Below are 16,099 nucleotides of genomic sequence, written 5' to 3' on the forward strand. Positions count from 1 at the left end.
TCGAAACACTATGCTTTGTTCTCTGCCCGTTTGACTGAACCCATGAAGGAAGTTCTTTGCATTATCGGAGAGAGTGGAGAGATCAATAAACAATCGATCATTGACACGAGCAGATACAGCAAAACAGTCGTCCATGCTTGTGTTGAAGCGTTGTATTTTTCAGGACTTCTCAAGTTGAGGACACCAAGACGAGAAACGCTCTACTCACTCTCCGAGGAAGGACAAGCGTTTGTAGATTATTTGTTGCTGACTTCAAACGAGGGGGGATACTATGAGCCTGATGAACAGTAAGGAATTGGAGTTCATGACAAGCAACGGCCTCATCCAAGATGTGTCCTTGCGATTTGGTGTGATAGGCGCCGGTCAAAAGGGGAACAAGGATGCGGATATCTTTGCTGGGTATCGCTTTGCGGATGGGACACAATGTTACCCAACGTTGGCAATCAACTTTGCCCAGGCGGATATGATTCACCTGAAAAACATCCCGGAAAAGGATCGCATTCACTTTGACGGAATGAAAGGAGCTGCCCGTACTCCTTCTCTTGTGGTCGAGTTATTCGATCCGACGTTGAATCCCAAGGCGAATGAATTGAGAAGCCAGTTGGCTGCTGCCATGGAAAAGAAATTTGCAAATGTGGAGCATCTGATCATTTCACTTGGCGCCGGGGGTGGCGTGGGAACCGGTTGGGGCTCTTTAACCCTCAATTTGATCAAGGAAGGATTCTTTCCTGTTCCGATCACCTTACTCATTTCGCTGCCGATTGACGATCCTGATGAAATCGCAAATGCCTTGCTGCTGTTAAAGGAGATTCAGGATTTTCTCAAGATACAGGAAGAGTTATTTGAATACTCTGACACAAAGCCGTTAGCCAGCGTGATTTTAACCGACAACAAAAAGATTTACCATGATTTTGAATTGAAGAAGGGATCGCGGACACTCCAACATACGAACCTGTCCTGGAAAGACGAGGGGAATAATGCGGTCATTAGTACCATCCACGAAGCCAATCTCATCCCTGCCAATTTTGGAAGCGACAACGTAACCTATGACCCTTCAGACTTCATCAAGCTGATGCAGCTCTCCGGCAAGCTTCTTACGATGGCGAAAGCGCGGTTGGAACCGGATTTTACCATCGAAAAACTGGAAGCAAAGATGAGATCGAGTATCGAGAAGGGATACTTTGCTTGCGGGCACCAGTACCAAACGGCGACGATGTATGGCGGTTTTATTTTGCGACCGTCCAATGCGGACTTTTTCAAGGATGTCATCACGGAACGGACGATCAAGAAAGTGATCAGTGACTACAATCCGATTACGCAAATGAGAGGTAAGTTTGGCGACCCGATCTGGAATGAAAATTACGCGGTCATCTACACTTTTTTTGCCGGGATGGGGATGCCAAGCCGTTTCGCCGAGCTGGCGACAGAACTTCAACAGATCAAGGAAAAACAAGAGCAGGTTCAACAAGAATCGGAACTGGATGTTGATGTGTCTGCCGCTATCAAAAATGTGAAACAGTCAACGTTCAACCCCTATCAGCCGAAAACGAACAAATTCGGAGGGGGTGGTTTTGGGGGAGGATTTCAGTCAGTGTTCAGTCGATCACAGTCAGCCGTCACCAAAGACGATGAGAATCAGAAGGAGAAGAAAGAGGAGCAGCCGAACCGCTTTGGCCAACGACCAGGAAACCGTTTCGATGCGCTGCGGAAGATTCGTCTGCATGAAAACCAGTAATAGCATTCAACGGTATCCCTACGGATACTGTCGGTATCCTATACCAATTGCAACAGAGAGCCGAGAATACAGCATTTTAGGGTGAACGGTATGTATGCCGATAGTATCCCAACGGATGGTGACGGTATTCTCTGCCCAATTTATTGAGAAGGTGGTTTTATGTGGGAACGTACAGGGGTGGAACAAGCCTATGAACTTCTCCTGCAAGCGCAGTATCAGCTAAAGGAATGGATGAAAGAAAGGAATCCTGTGGAAAATCCATGCTCTTTTCAACCGGTGTTGGAACCATTGGAAGACCATTGTTTTCGGTTGGTCTATCCGGAATTGGCTCCTGTGTTCAGTCGATTGAAGAACCACGCACCAGGGTTGCGAGAGCAGATCAAGCAGGAGTGGTTGGTAGGAACAGAAGAAGCCTTGCGAGCATACTGGCAGCCGGACCGCAGGAAGGCTTGGGATGGTTTTAATACGAGGGATGGAGTGGGAAGTTACTACTTCCAGGAGCCCGTGGCGGTCTGGATTCGGAACCATTATCCCGCCAATCTTCTCATTGACCTGGACAACCACGTGTACAAGTGGATGATCGATGCGTTGGTAAACGCCTATTTCATCCCCGACGACAACAAAAGTCGGGTGTCTCTTTTGTTTGACTATGAACCAAACGTCGATCACCCCCACACGGAAATGTACGTGCTGCCCAGACGAAAATTAATGGATTTCTTGGCGGTGTAAAACCCGAAAAACAGCGGTGGCATACGTATGGAATCAAAGCGCTCTTTCGTATTGAATCAAAAAAATCGACAGAAATTTCCACATGACGTTAGCGGCTATCGTATGGATTCAAATTAGAATCCATACGATACAGAGGGTGAAAACAGGGGTTCGTCAGATTTATTTGATTCCCTATGTTTAAACGGTGCTATTTAAGGAAAGCAAAATTCAGATGCCGGGTGTTGTGAAGTTTCTTTGGTTCCATATCTGTCTTTCGGGGGTTAACTACAGGGAAGGAGTAAAAAGACAGATTCCATATGAAAAAAGTGATCTTATCCCATGTCCGTCTAAGGGGTTTGGAGATTGGGGGTCGGGGTTGTGCAATCAAAGGGCAATTCCGGTGGGATTAGGGGCTAAGGCCGGAGGCTGAAGCCCCTAATCTGGCCATGTGACCAGCAGCCGGGAGAGGTCAAAATGCAGGTGGAAGAGCTGCAATTCCACAGGGATAGAAAGAGGGAATGTTGGGTGTCTGAAAGTTGTTCGGTAAACGAAAACGGGCGAGCAAGTGAGAGAGTGCCCAGCACTCGACGGTTGCGAGCCGTACAGCAACGAAAAAGGGGGAACACTTGTGAGAACACCAGAGATCACGTCAAATGACATTGCGCTGTTTCGGATGATATGGGCCTATCGTGGTTGCACCTCAGATGTGTTACGAGAACGGATTTTCGATGGCCGAAGATACGGGTATACACGAATCGCAACGTTACAAGAGCGCGGATACATTGCCAAACGAGCAATCTACAACCGGGAGTGGCCGAGGGGATACTGCTGGTATCTACTAAAAAAGGACTGGAAGTGTTGGCTGATGTAGAAGGGTGGAGCCTGGAACGATTGGAGATTGAGATTCGCCGATGGGAAGAATGGCGGAATGACAGCAAAGTAGCGCAATGGAACCGCCTATGGATTATGAACGTCGCGGTAGCGTGCGAAAAAGCAGGATGGGTGTGGATACCGAAGTATGAATTTGTCGGGTGGGGCCGCCAAGATCGAGAGCAATCTCGTATTGGCGGCATCCTTATTTGGGAAGAGCAAAAGTATGCCTTGTTCGTGATCGAACCGCAGGGAGGGAGATTGCCGATCTACCGGGCGAAAGAAGAATCCCGTCGGGTGCGAGGCGTTGTAGACGGCGTAATCGTTCTCAGCCGAAATGGGTGGTGCATGGAACAGTGGGGCCTTCCTGATTATTGGGAGTACGTTCTTCCCTACGATGAAGGAATTGCCATTTTAAGCCTTGGAGCAGGATGGGAAGCAACCATGAGAAAAGCAGGGGGGAACGTCTGGAAAGCGGAGGGGGCCTTGTGATGGGAGAAGGAAGAATGTCGTTTCTCGTCATCGTGGTAGCGGGTTTCATTCTTGCGAATGCCCTCCCCATGACCTGGATTCCTCTCTTGCTCTGGTTTGGGATTTTGTGGATATTGTTGGTAACACTGTGGATTTGGAAGAAACAGGAGACGTATTCCGGCTGGTGGATGGGGGCAGCCTATTGGATTCTCATGGGATGGAAGGGAGATGAAGTCCGTCACGTCTTGTACCAGGTAGCCTTGGGGTATTGGAACGGGGATGGGGCAATGAACTGGTTGTTGATTACGTTAGCGGTGACCGTCTTATATGCCGTGGTCGGCATCAAGATGTGTCACCGCTTTGCGGTTGCCCTTCCCAAATGGGTAACGTCGTCCATGGGGACGTTGACCCGCTCGGTAAAGAAGGCCATGGGCCAAGATTGGGAGCTCATCGAATTCCAGCTGGGGGTTGATCGTACAAGCGAGATCACAAGCGAACCATTTCGTCCAGGAGGGGAATAGGGGGGGAGAATCATGCTTATTCGGGAAAAAGTGGAGTATCGGAGGGTGGAAGAGTTAAGGGAACATCCACTCAATCGGATGCTCAATTCCCCATTGGGTTCCATGGAGGCTGCTCTGCTTGAGAACAGCATCGACGAAATGGGGATTCAGGAGCCTTTATGGGTAACGGGGGAAAACGTCATAATCTCCGGTCATGAGCGGTGGAAGATTGCAAAACAGAAGGGAATGGGAGAGGTACCGGTACGAGTCGTGGAATCTGTCACGGAAGAAGAAATGCTGTACCTGCTTGTCATGGCCAATGATGCACGCCGCGGGGATGAGAAAGATCCAATGCGAAAAGCCCGCAAGATTAAGGTCTTGTACGACTATTGGGGAATCACGGTGGGGAGGCCCAAAAAGGGACACGATGACCACAATGCGAGAAAAACAAGACATGACGTGGCAAATCTAGTAGGGGAGGGAGAAAGAACGGCAAGACGATTGCTCAGACTCTTGGATTTGATTCCAGAACTACAAGAGCTGGTTTCCCGTGGCGTTATCGGCGTGGTGGCTGGGAACGAACTGGCTGCCTTGTCGGAAAAAGAGCAACGCCAGCTGTACGAGGCCATTACCCGTTCCAATGTCAAAGAGGTACGATCCCAAGAAATCCAGGCCATACGCAGCGAACTGGAATATCTCCGGGAGCGCCGGTCGCAGCAGGTGGATCTGCAGGAAGAACAATTGGATTTGCTGGACATGAAAGAAGACGTATTGGCAGAAATGGAGGAGCAAGATGCAGCTGATGGTGGACAGAAGAATGAGTTGCCGGAAGAGGACAGGGAATGGCACACCGAACTGGAGAAGGAGATCCCCAAGACGGCGATTGATGCCGTTGCCCCCACGTTGGAAGCATCCAGTGCCCGAAACTTGCGGCGCCGCTTGTTAATCAAAAAACTAGACAAGGCGGAAAAGCTGATTGAACGACTGGAACAAGATCTCCTCCCGTTTTTTGATAACCTGATGGACGCCGTGGTGCGGGAACGCGTCCATGATATAGTAGGGCAGTTGATGCGCGTATCTGAAAGACTGGACGAGGCGGTGTCGGGAAGGTGATTTTTGTAAACGGCCAGTTGATAACCGAAGATGTGTATCGCTCCGGTACAGATTACGATCAAACCGTTTTGAAACAATGGCATGAACAAAAGCCGCGGATACAATGCGCGTGTCAGGCATATGCCATGCGAGCGGAGATGCACGTGCGAAAAACGCCTCATGGACGCTATACGTTGGTAAACAATCCCGAAAACTCCGACAAACATACACCTGCTTGTCCTTACTACGGGGAGGTAGAACGGTCCCGAACAGGGGAGAGGCGAGCAGTCGAAAAGATTGGCGATCGCTTGATCGTTCATATCAAGTTGTTCCCGGAAACAGGGACACAAACAGGGAAAAGCCGGGAGACAGGGAATCAAACCGGGGTTAAAACGGAAGAACAAACGCATCGTCATCGCTTGTTTCCTTCATTCGTCTTCGACTGGTACAAGTTGGCTGTTGAGCAGCTGCAGGGAATGGGCAAGAAGATGACTCCAGCTTCCGTCCTGTACCACATGTGGCATTGCATGTCCCATCACCGAATCTGGATAGGGACGGAAGATTTTTATTGGTTTGGGTACGTCCCAAACGAGCGTTTTCAGCTCCCAAAACGGCGAAAGGTGGTGCTAGGCTGGCTGCGGGAGCGGGAAGAAGTGATCGGGGGAGAGCGGTGGGGGATTGAGGGCATGAAGTCGTGTTTGATTCGTGTTCTTGTTCCCGAAAGTCATATCCCCCGCTACCGAGTGGATGGCAAGCTGGTAGTGCTCCGCGTCAATTTCGACCATCAGGAACCACGTTCTATTGCTCCAGCTGTGGGATGGCATATCACGGAAGAGGGCTGGTGGCTGCACAGTGGCGCTGAGCGGGAATTGCTCATGCTGTTGCGGGAACGAAAGCATACGATCCTTCGTCCGATTGAGCCGTCAGAGGAATGGTTGGGGTATCAGCCGGATTTTGTTCTACCGGAGCGAAGTCCTCCTGTGTATGTAGATGTGTTGGATGAACCGGATGAGCTCTTGGAAGATCGGTCACCTCAAAAGAGGAAAAAGCAGGCGGAGATTTACCGAGCAGCGGCACGAAACCGGGTGATTCGCTATGTGCAGTGGCAGTCCGGTGATCCGGTGGAACTTTGATGGGGAAAGGAGGGATCACATGATCGTCACCTATGGCGGATTGGATGCGTTTTTGCACACCTTAGTTGTGGGACCAACCGGGAGCGGGAAAACAAGTTACTTGCTCTCTCCCATGGCCATGCAGATCCTGGAGTCGTATAAGCGTGGAAACCGTGTCGGGATGCTGATTTTGGAGCCAAGCGGCGACTTTGTGGAGGATATTTACCAAGGGTGCCTTGCCTACGGTATCCCGGTTTGGCGAATCGATCCAACGTGGGACGGAAGCGATGGTTTAAACCCGCTTTTGGGCGAACCTCAAGTCGTCGCGGAAATGACGAGGACCGTATTGAAAAGGCTTTTTGGCAAACAAGAAGCCTTTTTTGCATTGGTGCAGGAAATGGCTGCACGAAATGCGGTCTTGCTTTTGAAGCGTCTGTACGGAGACGATGCCGATCTGCTGCATATTGTCCGCGCGCTCCGAAATCTCAAAACGCTGAAGGAACACATCACGGATTATGAACGAAAATACAGGAGAGATGACCTTGTGGAGTTTTTTCAGGTTGAGGTTTTCGACAGTGAAAACTTCACCAAAATCTCTACGGGCCTTCGGATGCAGCTGGAAGACTTGGTTGGGAACGAGCTGGTGTTGAAACTGCTGACGAAAAAGAAGGACGAGAGTGTCCGGTTTGAGGATCATTTGGCAAACGGAGGGGTGGTTCTCATTAACTCCGCGTTGGGAGAGTTGGGAAATCTCAGCAGCATTTTCGGTCAGTTTGCCATCATGACCTTTCAAAACGCCGTGTTCCGGCGGCCGGGGAACCAATGGACGAGGCGCCCGCATTACACCTTCATTGACGAACTGCCCGAATACCTCAATCCCGATTTTCGCCGACTATTGACGTTGGGGCGGAAATATCGAAACGCGTGTACAATCGCCATCCAAAATATTTCCCAGCTAAAGGTAGACGGATATCCCGGCTTGGAGGATACCATTATGACCAACTGCCGGAACAAATTGATTTTCGCTTGCGAACACGAAGCGGATGCGAAGAAGTTCAGCGCCTTATTCGGGACGGAAAAACGCGTCAATCAGACCAAAATGTACGACACCCATATGGGAATAAAAGCAATCACTGCGGACAAAGTCACGCAGACGGAAAAGGAAGTACCGCGGTTTACTCCGACACAGCTCATGGAATTGCCTGCCTATCACTTTGTCGCCAGGCTCGTAAAGAACGGGCAGTTGCAGGTACCCAAGCTCGTGAAGGGGGAACTGGTTCGAATACCAGAAGGGAAGGAGGAAGAAGAAAAACGGAAGCCATTCGCGTGGTTAGAAACAGTGAAGAGAAAACGAAAGGAGGAGATGATCTCGACAGATGTTCCGAGTGAATCAGAGGAGGAAAAAGCAGCAGTCTCACAAGAGGGGGGGGATCAGCCGACAAAGAAGATCACGATTGTGTTTCCAGAACAGTCCAATGTTTCCGGGGAAGTGAAATGGTTTACGTTACGAAAAGCCAAACGAAAAACGGGATAACGTGGCTTCCCTTAAGTGAAGTGGGGTATCCAAAGAATGAAATGGCGATTTTGGTCCCTGGTTTTGGCAGGAATCACGATAGTATCGGGTTTAACCCTTTGGGAAGCGTTCTCCTAGCGGGGGCTTCAAGCATATTTGGTAAAGGTGGAGTATGACATGGCAAGACAAGCAGCTGTCAACAAGCAACGGATAGTGGCTACCAAGAAGCCAACAACCCGGAAGCAGAGATCAGCAAAAGTCAGCGAGGAGGTACCGTTCGTTCCATTTCTCCGAGTGGACATAAAAACGGGAGCATTTATTCTGGACGAGCGAGAAGAGCGATATTGGAAGGTATGATCATAGCTACTCTCCCATAAGGATGAGGGCTATTTTTATTTTCTCACATTCATGTGAAAAAGGAGGGATTATTCATGTTGGCAAACATTTTCGAGCGCAAAGGGGATCAGAAAAACTTCTGGGCGGAGCTGTTCGCCGCCAAACAAAACAACATGGCCATTCAGGCCAATGTTGTCGGCTTGGAAACACACAAATTGAACGGAGAATCGGTTCGCTGCTGGGTATTGGAAGTAGAGCCAACTGGGACTGTGAAAGGCATCGTTCCGCGAATGGAAACAGGCGTGGAGAAATCGTCCGAGATGAATGAATTCCTGGGGCAGACCATTCCGGTCATGATCCTGCACATTGACCAGGACGCCGAACAAGTACTGTGCAGTCGTATCCGTGCCATTGAACTGATGCAGGAAATTGCCTTGCGGCGGATGAAGGTAGGGGATCAATACACGGCAACGGTAACAAAAGTGTCGCAAAACCGTATCGTGGCAGAAACCTCCGGGTTTTCATTTACGTTTACCAATTCCGACTTGAAATTGCCATTTAAGGATTTGCGAGACGTGTATCAAGCGGGTCATACAATCACCGTTGAAGTCAAGGAGATCGTCAGAGACGAGCAGTCGGAGGGACAGAGTGAAGCCGCTGACGAAGGAGAACAACAGCCAAACGAAACCATTACCGTCTCATCCACTAAACTGATTGTTTCCCCTGTTCTCCAGGATAAATGGGATTTGATTGGCACAAAGTTCAATCTCCGAGGCGTGTACAAAGGCGTGATTAAACGCCAATTCGACGCTGGGTATTGGGTCGAACTGGTTCCTGGATTGGATGTGTATTGCCTGCATCCGAAGCGGAGCCTGCATAAAGGCTTGCTCAAAGAGGGACAAGTGGTGTTCATCCAACTGCAGCGGATCAACAACAAAGAGCGTCGGTTGAGCGGCGAAATTACCCGTGTGATCGGGTGAGAAAACATGTTCGGGAAATCATGGACATTCAACTGGGAACCTACGCAAACCTCATCTCTGGAGGTTCAGTCCCCGCTGCTGGAATGGGTGAAAACCATCGGGATCATCACGGCCACTTCCGCAGACTGGTTTCATGCCACCAAGAGAGAAACACGGGAAACGATCAAGCAGCTTTTATCCGCTGGCATCATTATGCGCGGCCAAGCCCAATCCGAGGATAACCAAAAACTCACCGTTTACGCTATCGAACCGGTTGCCGGAGACGAGGCCGTAAAAAAGCTGATTCTGGAGCGTGTCTTGGATCACTGGCTGGACTACGTGGAGCCCATTGATATTCAGACAAACCCAAGCGGGGGCACGATCCGGATTGGAGAAGAACTGGTGGACATTCGGATTCTGTATGGGGATGTCCACCCTCCCGAACGGGAGCAGGTCTTATGGTTCGGAGCAAATTGGGACGAGTTTCAATCTGTCATTCAGCCGGGACACTTTGCCGCAACTCTGGACGTATGGGAAAAGGGAATGGTGATGAAGTGGGAAAACAATTGGACGCCCGTCCCTCTGTCCCTCTTGACGAAGAGATAGAGCATTAGGTAAAATATGGGCAAACCAAGTCCAATATACGAATCATCAGAGGCTTTTTCCGTGAAGCGGATAGGGGTTCGTATACAATCCACCATGTTGAGCATGGGAGATTGCGAAGAAACGGGATACCTCATACCGTTGGGTAGTTGGCAATACCTTTTCCCTATGAGGTGAATGGTCTGTGTTGAGCGCAGTACCTGATGGACTATGTGAGGCTTTGACCCATGGTGCGCCTCTTCCAATCCTGCGAAGGGAAGCAGATTGGACAACATGGGCGGAAAAGATGTCGTGTTTGTCATTACCTGGCAAAGACAAGACGACATGGTGGTTACGAGAGAGCTAGGCACGGACTCGTAACTGGTGCAAGCTGCGGACGTGTTGGGCATGACCGTGGAACTTGGCGCAAGAAGATTTTTGTATTGAAGCATAGGCGTAGTGCGCTTTTTGCAGGATTGTTTCGTGCAAAAAGAGGTACTACGCCTTTTTGCGTTTTCAGAACATCTCCTCTGAGATACAATGGGTAGAAAGACGTTGTATCGAAGGAGGTGAAATACACATGCAAAAGGAGAGAAGAAAAATGGATTGGAAGGAAAGTTTGCAAAAAGAATTTGAAGCGTGCCAGAGAGAGTATGCCGATGCTCCGCCGCTCAGCGATGAAGAACTGGATCGTATTATCAAAGACATTCGAAGATCGATTCGGAAGGAAGAGGTACAATGAGAGTGATCATTGATACCTCTTCTTTTATTCGAGCGATTATCGAAAATGATTTGATTGCTTGGGAATGCCTCCAGATGATAATGGCTTACCATCAACAAATAGCATCAGCAGAAATGGCCAAAGAGTTGCTGGTTGCAATTTATCAGGTAAGTGGGCGAAAGGGGAAAAATCCTTTACCCGCCTTCCGAATGGCGGCATTGTATTTGCTCGGAGCCGAACAGGTTGAACCCGATTATAGCTATTCATGGTGTTTTGACCCAGGCGATGCTATGTTCATCGAATGTGCGATTTGCGGAGGTGCAAAAGTAGTCATCTCCAATGATCGGAGTTTAACGACACTTCATGAGTACGTCACCGATGAGGAGGGGAAAAGACTCATCCAGGAGATTGAGTTTTTGACCCCGGAGGAGTTTGTAAGGAAATACAGCCTGTCATGATTGATTTATCAGGCACAGGAAACGGAAGACTTTTCAACCGCTCAGGTTAGGAAGTCTTTTTTATTTTTGTCCTTCATGCGGGCGTACCAATAGCACGGGCCGAGAAAATGAATCATGTAAGTTTAATTGGTCGTTTGACGAGAGACACAGAAATGCGTTATACGTAAATCGGGGTAGCCGTCACGACCTTTACACTTGCGGTAAATCGTCCGTTTACCAATCAGGATGGACGACAATAGGAGGTGTTGCTTGTGGAGATTTCAAAGTATAATGGCTTTGAGGTGGTCTGTATGACAAAAATCGAATCCATCTTAAAGTCCATTATGGAATTGACCGAAACCGAAAAAAGGGAATTATTTTTTCGGTTATACTCTGAATTGGAGGAGATGGGATTCCTGAAGCTGAGTGAATCTTCACTTGCTGAATGGAATAGTAAGGAGGACGATATATATAATGAACTATGAACAAGGGAGCATCGTCCTACTTCCCTTTCCTTTTTCCGATCTGGAAGGAATGAAGAAACGTCCCGCTCTGGTTCTGTCGAATGCAGACAGCCAAGAGAAAACGGGGCGTTTTATTTGTATGATGATAACTTCCGCTATGCCAGTTAATGAATACGATATCGTCATTCAAAACTGGGAAGCGGCAGGGTTATTAAAGCCTTCCGTTGCCAAAGTGAACAGAGTGTTTACCATCAATCAGGAACTGGTTATCAAGGTATTATGGAAACTGGAACATTCCGATTTCTACACGATTTTTCAAGCGTTTTTTCGATTATTTCAGGAGCGCTTCACAAAATTTCAGGAATGATGTTGATTCATTCAGGAACGAAAGACTTTTCTACCGCTTTAGGAAGGAAGTCTTTTTTATTTTGCCCCCGTGCGGGCGAAACAATAGCACGAGCCGAGAAATCGGCGGAAAGGAGAAATCATGAATCGAGTAATTTTGATTGGTCGTCTGACGAAAGATCCGGAGATGCGCTACACGACAAGCGGAATCGCTGTTACGACGTTTACGCTGGCCGTGAATCGCCCGTATGCCAATCAAGAAGGAGAACGGCAAGCGGATTTTATCAACATCGTAACTTGGCAAAAACTTGCCGATCTGTGCGCAACCTACTTACGCAAGGGCCGACAAGTTGGGGTGGAAGGAAGGCTGCAAACCCGGTCATACGAAAACCAGGAAGGACGAAAGGTATACGTGACGGAGGTTGTGGCGGACCGTGCTTATTTCCTTGAGAAAGCAGAGGAGACTCGTACGGGTAATCAGCAACCAAGCCATGATCCTTTTGCCCCTGGAGATCCATTTGCCGATCCGTTTGCTGGCTCAGGAAAACCAATCAATATTACGGATGACGATTTGCCGTTCTAGGGAATGGGTCATCGCAGGACAAAAAAGACTTCTCTCTGATGGATCGAGAGAAGTCTTTTTGTATACACCAAATCCCTCGTGCGGGAGAAAACAATAGCACGTAGGCTGAGAGGCGAAGAAAGGAGATTCCATGAATAACCAACTGTCGGTCATCGATGGGCAGGAAGTGCGCCTGATGGAGGGTTACAGCTCCCAAGAGATGCACGCTGTGTTGCAGGAGATGAAACAAAAACTCAATCTGACGCAGCAGTTCTTTAAGGAGGTTATGATTGAGGGGCAAGATTACGGTGTCATTGAAGGAACCGCGAAACCAACGCTACTAAAAGCGGGTGCTGAAAAGCTATGCGAGTTGTATGGCTTCTCACCGATCGTAAAGATGATCGAAGAAACGGCGGAAAGAGATACCGGCTACTATCGGGCTCGCGTAACGATTAGCCTGATCCATCGCCGCAGCGGGGTAACCATTGCCGATGGAGTTGGGGAAGCCAATACCATGGAAAGCCGATATCGCTGGCGTTGGGTGTTTGAAAACGAGTTACCAAGGGGGATCGATAAAAACTCTTTGGCACAAAAGAGTTTTCCGAAAAAGAACGGAAACGGGACCTACATCAAATATCGGATCGAAAATGAGGATCTCCACTCCTTATGGAACACCGTTCTGAAGATGGCGAAGAAACGCGGCCTCATTGACGCGGTTCTTTCAGCAACCCGTTCTTCAGGGATCTTCACGCAGGATGTTGAGGACTTGAAGGATTGGGCAGAAGCGGCTCCCTCGGAAGAACCCAACCAACGCCGTGAGAATGGAACCCCCGCTCACAACAGGAACGAAAGCAGAAGGGGATCGAACCAGCCGAAAGGACAAGAAGAGAAGCCACAAAATCAACCTGCTGCTCATAAGGGACACTCAGCCATTACACCGTCAGATACGCCCCGTTGGATCACGGGCACCGTAACGGATGTACAAGGAACAGCTATCAACGACACGCCTTGCTTTATTCTGTTCCTGCATAACGGCAGCAAAGTCTTGATCCCGGAAGATCATCCGGTGGCCCAACAAGACTTAAACAACTTGATGGGAGGACAATTGTTAAAGTTCCTGACTCGCACGATGGGAGATTTTGAGGCAATTGCCGGCCGCAGCGGACAAGAGATTCAGGAGGTGCGCAGTGCATGAGCATTTTTCCTGAAATCTTTGACGTAGCGAATGGTTTCCATCTCTTGGCACAGCAAAAGGCTGCGCCGAGAGGTGAGATTCGCATCCATTGCCCGTTTTGCGCAGAGATTGTCGGTACAGCAGATCGCGGGTTCCATCTTTATTTAAATCCGGTCAAGAATACGTTTCACTGCTTCCGCTGCCAGGTAAAAGGGGGCGTGGCTAAATTTATCGGTCTTCTGCAGGGAAAAGGAGAACAAGAAGTGATCGATGAATATAAGGCCAAACATGAAGCCGCCAGGAGGGAAAAGCGGAAGAAGAAGAATTGGGAAGAGCATCCGGCCATGAAACTTTCCGCTCACCAGTGGAAACTCATGGGCTTCCTTGGAAAGATCGACGGGAAAATGTTTCACACCAACCCGCATTATGCACGCGCTGTTCTTCAGTGGGCATGGCGGGAGTGGCAACTATTCACGTCTGAGAAATCGAAGGAAGCCTTCCATGTCCTTCTGCTTGGCAAATACCTGGACGATGAAAAAGCTGCAGAGGAATTTGTTAGGAAAACCGAGAAAGAAACCGGTATTGAAAGTCTTTGGGAGCGGGCCGTGAAAATGCATCAGCTCCCCAAGGATTTGTGGGCGGAATGGGCCAAACGAGCTGATGTCATCGTTCGTGAGCTTGTAGAAGCAATTCGGAACGAAGAGAAAGCGGCGGATTTGGAAGGTACCATTCAGCGAGAGCTGCAAAAGATGAAGGAGAGAACGGCGTGACCTGGAAATGGAGCTACAGCCGACTCTTCAAATATGACTCCTGCCCCCACGCGTACTATTTCCGGTACGTGTTGGGGAGGCCGGAGAAGGAAACGGAAGCAATGGCGATCGGGAAGCAATTCCACGAAGTCATTGCTTCTTCTGTTTTACGGCAGCCTCCGCCGGTGGGAATTCCGAAAGACGTACAGGAGTTGGCAATAAAGGCGTATCGACTGTTGCAGACCCACATTTTCAAAGGGGAAATTGTAGCGGTCGAGCGTGAAATCATCACTCCCATTACGGAAACGGATCTGTTCCATGTGGTGATTGATCTCATTGTCCAGTACGATTTGTTTTCCCTCACAATTTACGATTGGAAAACATCCTGGGCAGTCTATGAGGTCATGCAGAAGCCCAAGCAATTGCTTCTTTATGCTTGGAGCGCGTGGCAATCCGGTCTTTACGCTTCGGAGGTCGCTTATCTGTTTCCAAGGCAGAATGTCATCAAAACCGCACAGGTAACGCCTGAAGCGATTGCGGAAACCCTCGAATGGGCCAAGTTGAAGATTCACCAGGCGAGAGCCGCCTATCAGGAACTGAAAAAAGGGACACCACCGGAGATAGCTTTCCCGCCCAAATTGGGAAGCAGCTGCACCAACTGCAGCTTTATCCGCGAATGTCCCATGACGAAAAAATACCAAGTTCATTGAGGAGGAATGAATGATGAATTACATGCACAATGCAGGAGAAAATTTCAAGCGGATTTTGGACGAACTGAACCGTCAAGCACAGCAAAAAGAAGATTTCGTTGTACCGGCTAATCAGGTACGGATGCGTGACGATGGACACTTTACGTTCCAGACACTTTTTACGAATGCGGTCGCCAGCCCGGCAACTGAATGGGCGGAAAACCAGATGTATCAAAAACTGGAGTTGCCGGCTCGCTTCATGCGCCGCTGCCCAAGTGATCTGAGGGCAACGAACTTTAACTACTTCGCAGAGCGGCTGCCAGGGGAGGAGGAATGGCTGTTGCGTACGTATCGGTCACGATCCGAACAACTGGGCCCCATGATTCGTGGTGCCTTGTCCAAGGATTACAGCCGGTTTGATGATGATCAGTTCTTGGGCATGATCGAATCCATGATCGGGACAGAGGAAGACCATCGGATTTCGTATTGGTACCGCGATGAACGCGGCATGCACCTGCGGATTGTGTTCCCTGATCTGACAAGAAACATCGGGAGAACACTGGAGGGTCGGCCGGATGTCCACATGGTTGGGGTCCATTTGTCCAACTCCGAAGTGGGGGCTCGCTCGGTTACGATCCAACCGATGGTATACCGCCTGGTTTGCTCGAATGGATTGATGCGCTGGACCCATGACGGGGACGTGTTCAAGCAGCGTCACATTCACCTGCGGGAGCGGGAGATGTACGCCCGGGTAGCAGAAGCGTTTACGGCTGCCGTCAAAGCTGGGGATGACATGTTGGAACGGGCTTTGGCTGCCAAAGAGGTCAAAGTGGAAAACCCGCTGGATTTCATCAAAACGCTCGCCAAGGACAAAAAATACAGTCAATCCATGACGGATACCATCACCAGTAATTACATGATAGAACCTGGTGACAGCCTGTTTTACGTCATGCAGGCCATGACCCGTGCCGCCCAAACTCTTCAAGGGGATGCTCGGGTGGAGCTGGAACAAGATGCCGGCGAACTGCTCACCAAAGTGGCTGTTTAACAGAACGAAAACGAAGAAGCCGATCTGCATGG

General features: G+C 49.4%; 19 protein-coding genes and 1 pseudogene. All 20 read left to right on the top strand.

The genetic code is table 11. From position 1 onward, the window contains the following. Positions 1-271: 271 nt before the first annotated feature. The 20 genes and pseudogenes from NST96_RS03855 to NST96_RS03950 all read left to right on the top strand — a co-directional run bounded on the left by NST96_RS03855 (position 272) and on the right by NST96_RS03950 (position 16,067). Complete coding sequence (locus NST96_RS03855; RefSeq protein ID WP_342405586.1) at positions 272-1,735, top strand: cell division protein FtsZ; 1,464 nt, start codon at positions 272-274, stop codon at positions 1,733-1,735. A 159-nt stretch (positions 1,736-1,894) separates the two neighbouring features. Beyond that, positions 1,895-2,464 (top strand): hypothetical protein, encoded by a 570-nt coding sequence (locus NST96_RS03860; protein WP_342405587.1) that lies wholly within the window; start codon positions 1,895-1,897, stop codon positions 2,462-2,464. An 834-nt stretch (positions 2,465-3,298) separates the two neighbouring features. After that, positions 3,299-3,805 (top strand): hypothetical protein, encoded by a 507-nt coding sequence (locus NST96_RS03865; RefSeq protein ID WP_342405588.1) that lies wholly within the window; start codon positions 3,299-3,301, stop codon positions 3,803-3,805. Beyond that, positions 3,805-4,305 carry a hypothetical protein gene (locus tag NST96_RS03870; RefSeq protein ID WP_342405589.1) on the top strand — a complete coding sequence of 167 codons (501 nt, stop codon included), beginning with the start codon at positions 3,805-3,807 and terminating at the stop codon, positions 4,303-4,305. The genes NST96_RS03865 and NST96_RS03870 overlap by 1 nt, the downstream gene beginning before the upstream one ends. Positions 4,306-4,317: 12 nt before the next feature. Further along, positions 4,318-5,397, top strand: coding sequence for a ParB N-terminal domain-containing protein (locus NST96_RS03875; RefSeq protein WP_342405590.1), 1,080 nt, complete (start codon positions 4,318-4,320; stop codon positions 5,395-5,397). Beyond that, positions 5,394-6,509 (top strand): DUF1173 family protein, encoded by a 1,116-nt coding sequence (locus tag NST96_RS03880; protein ID WP_342405591.1) that lies wholly within the window; start codon positions 5,394-5,396, stop codon positions 6,507-6,509. The genes NST96_RS03875 and NST96_RS03880 overlap by 4 nt, the downstream gene beginning before the upstream one ends. Positions 6,510-6,528: 19 nt before the next feature. Beyond that, positions 6,529-8,022: a type IV secretion system DNA-binding domain-containing protein gene (locus NST96_RS03885; protein WP_342405592.1), complete on the top strand. Its 1,494-nt coding sequence runs from the start codon at positions 6,529-6,531 to the stop codon at positions 8,020-8,022. Between the two features lie 156 nt (positions 8,023-8,178). After that, positions 8,179-8,358, top strand: coding sequence for a hypothetical protein (locus NST96_RS03890; RefSeq protein ID WP_024984529.1), 180 nt, complete (start codon positions 8,179-8,181; stop codon positions 8,356-8,358). Positions 8,359-8,432: 74 nt separating this feature from the next. Beyond that, the gene (locus NST96_RS03895) at positions 8,433-9,317 is read left to right on the top strand and encodes a hypothetical protein (RefSeq protein WP_342405593.1); all 885 of its coding nucleotides are present in this window, start codon (positions 8,433-8,435) and stop codon (positions 9,315-9,317) included. Positions 9,318-9,323: 6 nt separating this feature from the next. Further along, the gene (locus tag NST96_RS03900) at positions 9,324-9,902 is read left to right on the top strand and encodes a hypothetical protein (RefSeq protein ID WP_342405594.1); all 579 of its coding nucleotides are present in this window, start codon (positions 9,324-9,326) and stop codon (positions 9,900-9,902) included. Between the two features lie 577 nt (positions 9,903-10,479). Then, the gene (locus NST96_RS03905; RefSeq protein ID WP_155807996.1) at positions 10,480-10,620 is read left to right on the top strand and encodes a hypothetical protein; all 141 of its coding nucleotides are present in this window, start codon (positions 10,480-10,482) and stop codon (positions 10,618-10,620) included. Continuing rightward, positions 10,617-11,057, top strand: a complete 441-nt coding sequence (locus tag NST96_RS03910) for a putative toxin-antitoxin system toxin component, PIN family (protein ID WP_024984526.1) — start codon at positions 10,617-10,619, stop codon at positions 11,055-11,057. The genes NST96_RS03905 and NST96_RS03910 overlap by 4 nt, the downstream gene beginning before the upstream one ends. Positions 11,058-11,164: 107 nt before the next feature. Beyond that, positions 11,165-11,293: pseudogene (locus NST96_RS03915) on the top strand (single-stranded DNA-binding protein); the annotation flags it as partial. 15 nt (positions 11,294-11,308) lie between these two features. Further along, positions 11,309-11,521 carry a hypothetical protein gene (locus tag NST96_RS03920; RefSeq protein ID WP_342405595.1) on the top strand — a complete coding sequence of 71 codons (213 nt, stop codon included), beginning with the start codon at positions 11,309-11,311 and terminating at the stop codon, positions 11,519-11,521. After that, positions 11,511-11,867, top strand: coding sequence for a type II toxin-antitoxin system PemK/MazF family toxin (locus NST96_RS03925; protein ID WP_342405596.1), 357 nt, complete (start codon positions 11,511-11,513; stop codon positions 11,865-11,867). The genes NST96_RS03920 and NST96_RS03925 overlap by 11 nt, the downstream gene beginning before the upstream one ends. A gap of 120 nt (positions 11,868-11,987) precedes the next feature. After that, on the top strand, positions 11,988-12,428 hold the full coding sequence (gene ssb / locus NST96_RS03930) for a single-stranded DNA-binding protein (protein ID WP_342405597.1): 441 nt from the start codon (positions 11,988-11,990) through the stop codon (positions 12,426-12,428). Positions 12,429-12,558: 130 nt separating this feature from the next. Next, positions 12,559-13,602 carry a hypothetical protein gene (locus tag NST96_RS03935; protein WP_342405598.1) on the top strand — a complete coding sequence of 348 codons (1,044 nt, stop codon included), beginning with the start codon at positions 12,559-12,561 and terminating at the stop codon, positions 13,600-13,602. After that, positions 13,599-14,351: a hypothetical protein gene (locus NST96_RS03940; protein WP_342405599.1), complete on the top strand. Its 753-nt coding sequence runs from the start codon at positions 13,599-13,601 to the stop codon at positions 14,349-14,351. The genes NST96_RS03935 and NST96_RS03940 overlap by 4 nt, the downstream gene beginning before the upstream one ends. Continuing rightward, positions 14,348-15,040, top strand: coding sequence for a PD-(D/E)XK nuclease family protein (locus NST96_RS03945; RefSeq protein WP_342405600.1), 693 nt, complete (start codon positions 14,348-14,350; stop codon positions 15,038-15,040). Before NST96_RS03940 ends, NST96_RS03945 begins: the two co-directional genes overlap by 4 nt. 10 nt (positions 15,041-15,050) lie before the next feature. After that, positions 15,051-16,067, top strand: a complete 1,017-nt coding sequence (locus tag NST96_RS03950) for a DUF932 domain-containing protein (protein ID WP_342405601.1) — start codon at positions 15,051-15,053, stop codon at positions 16,065-16,067. Positions 16,068-16,099: the final 32 nt, after the last annotated feature.

The organism is Brevibacillus sp. FSL K6-2834, from assembly GCF_038592925.1.
GTDB classification, from domain to species: domain Bacteria; phylum Bacillota; class Bacilli; order Brevibacillales; family Brevibacillaceae; genus Brevibacillus; species Brevibacillus borstelensis.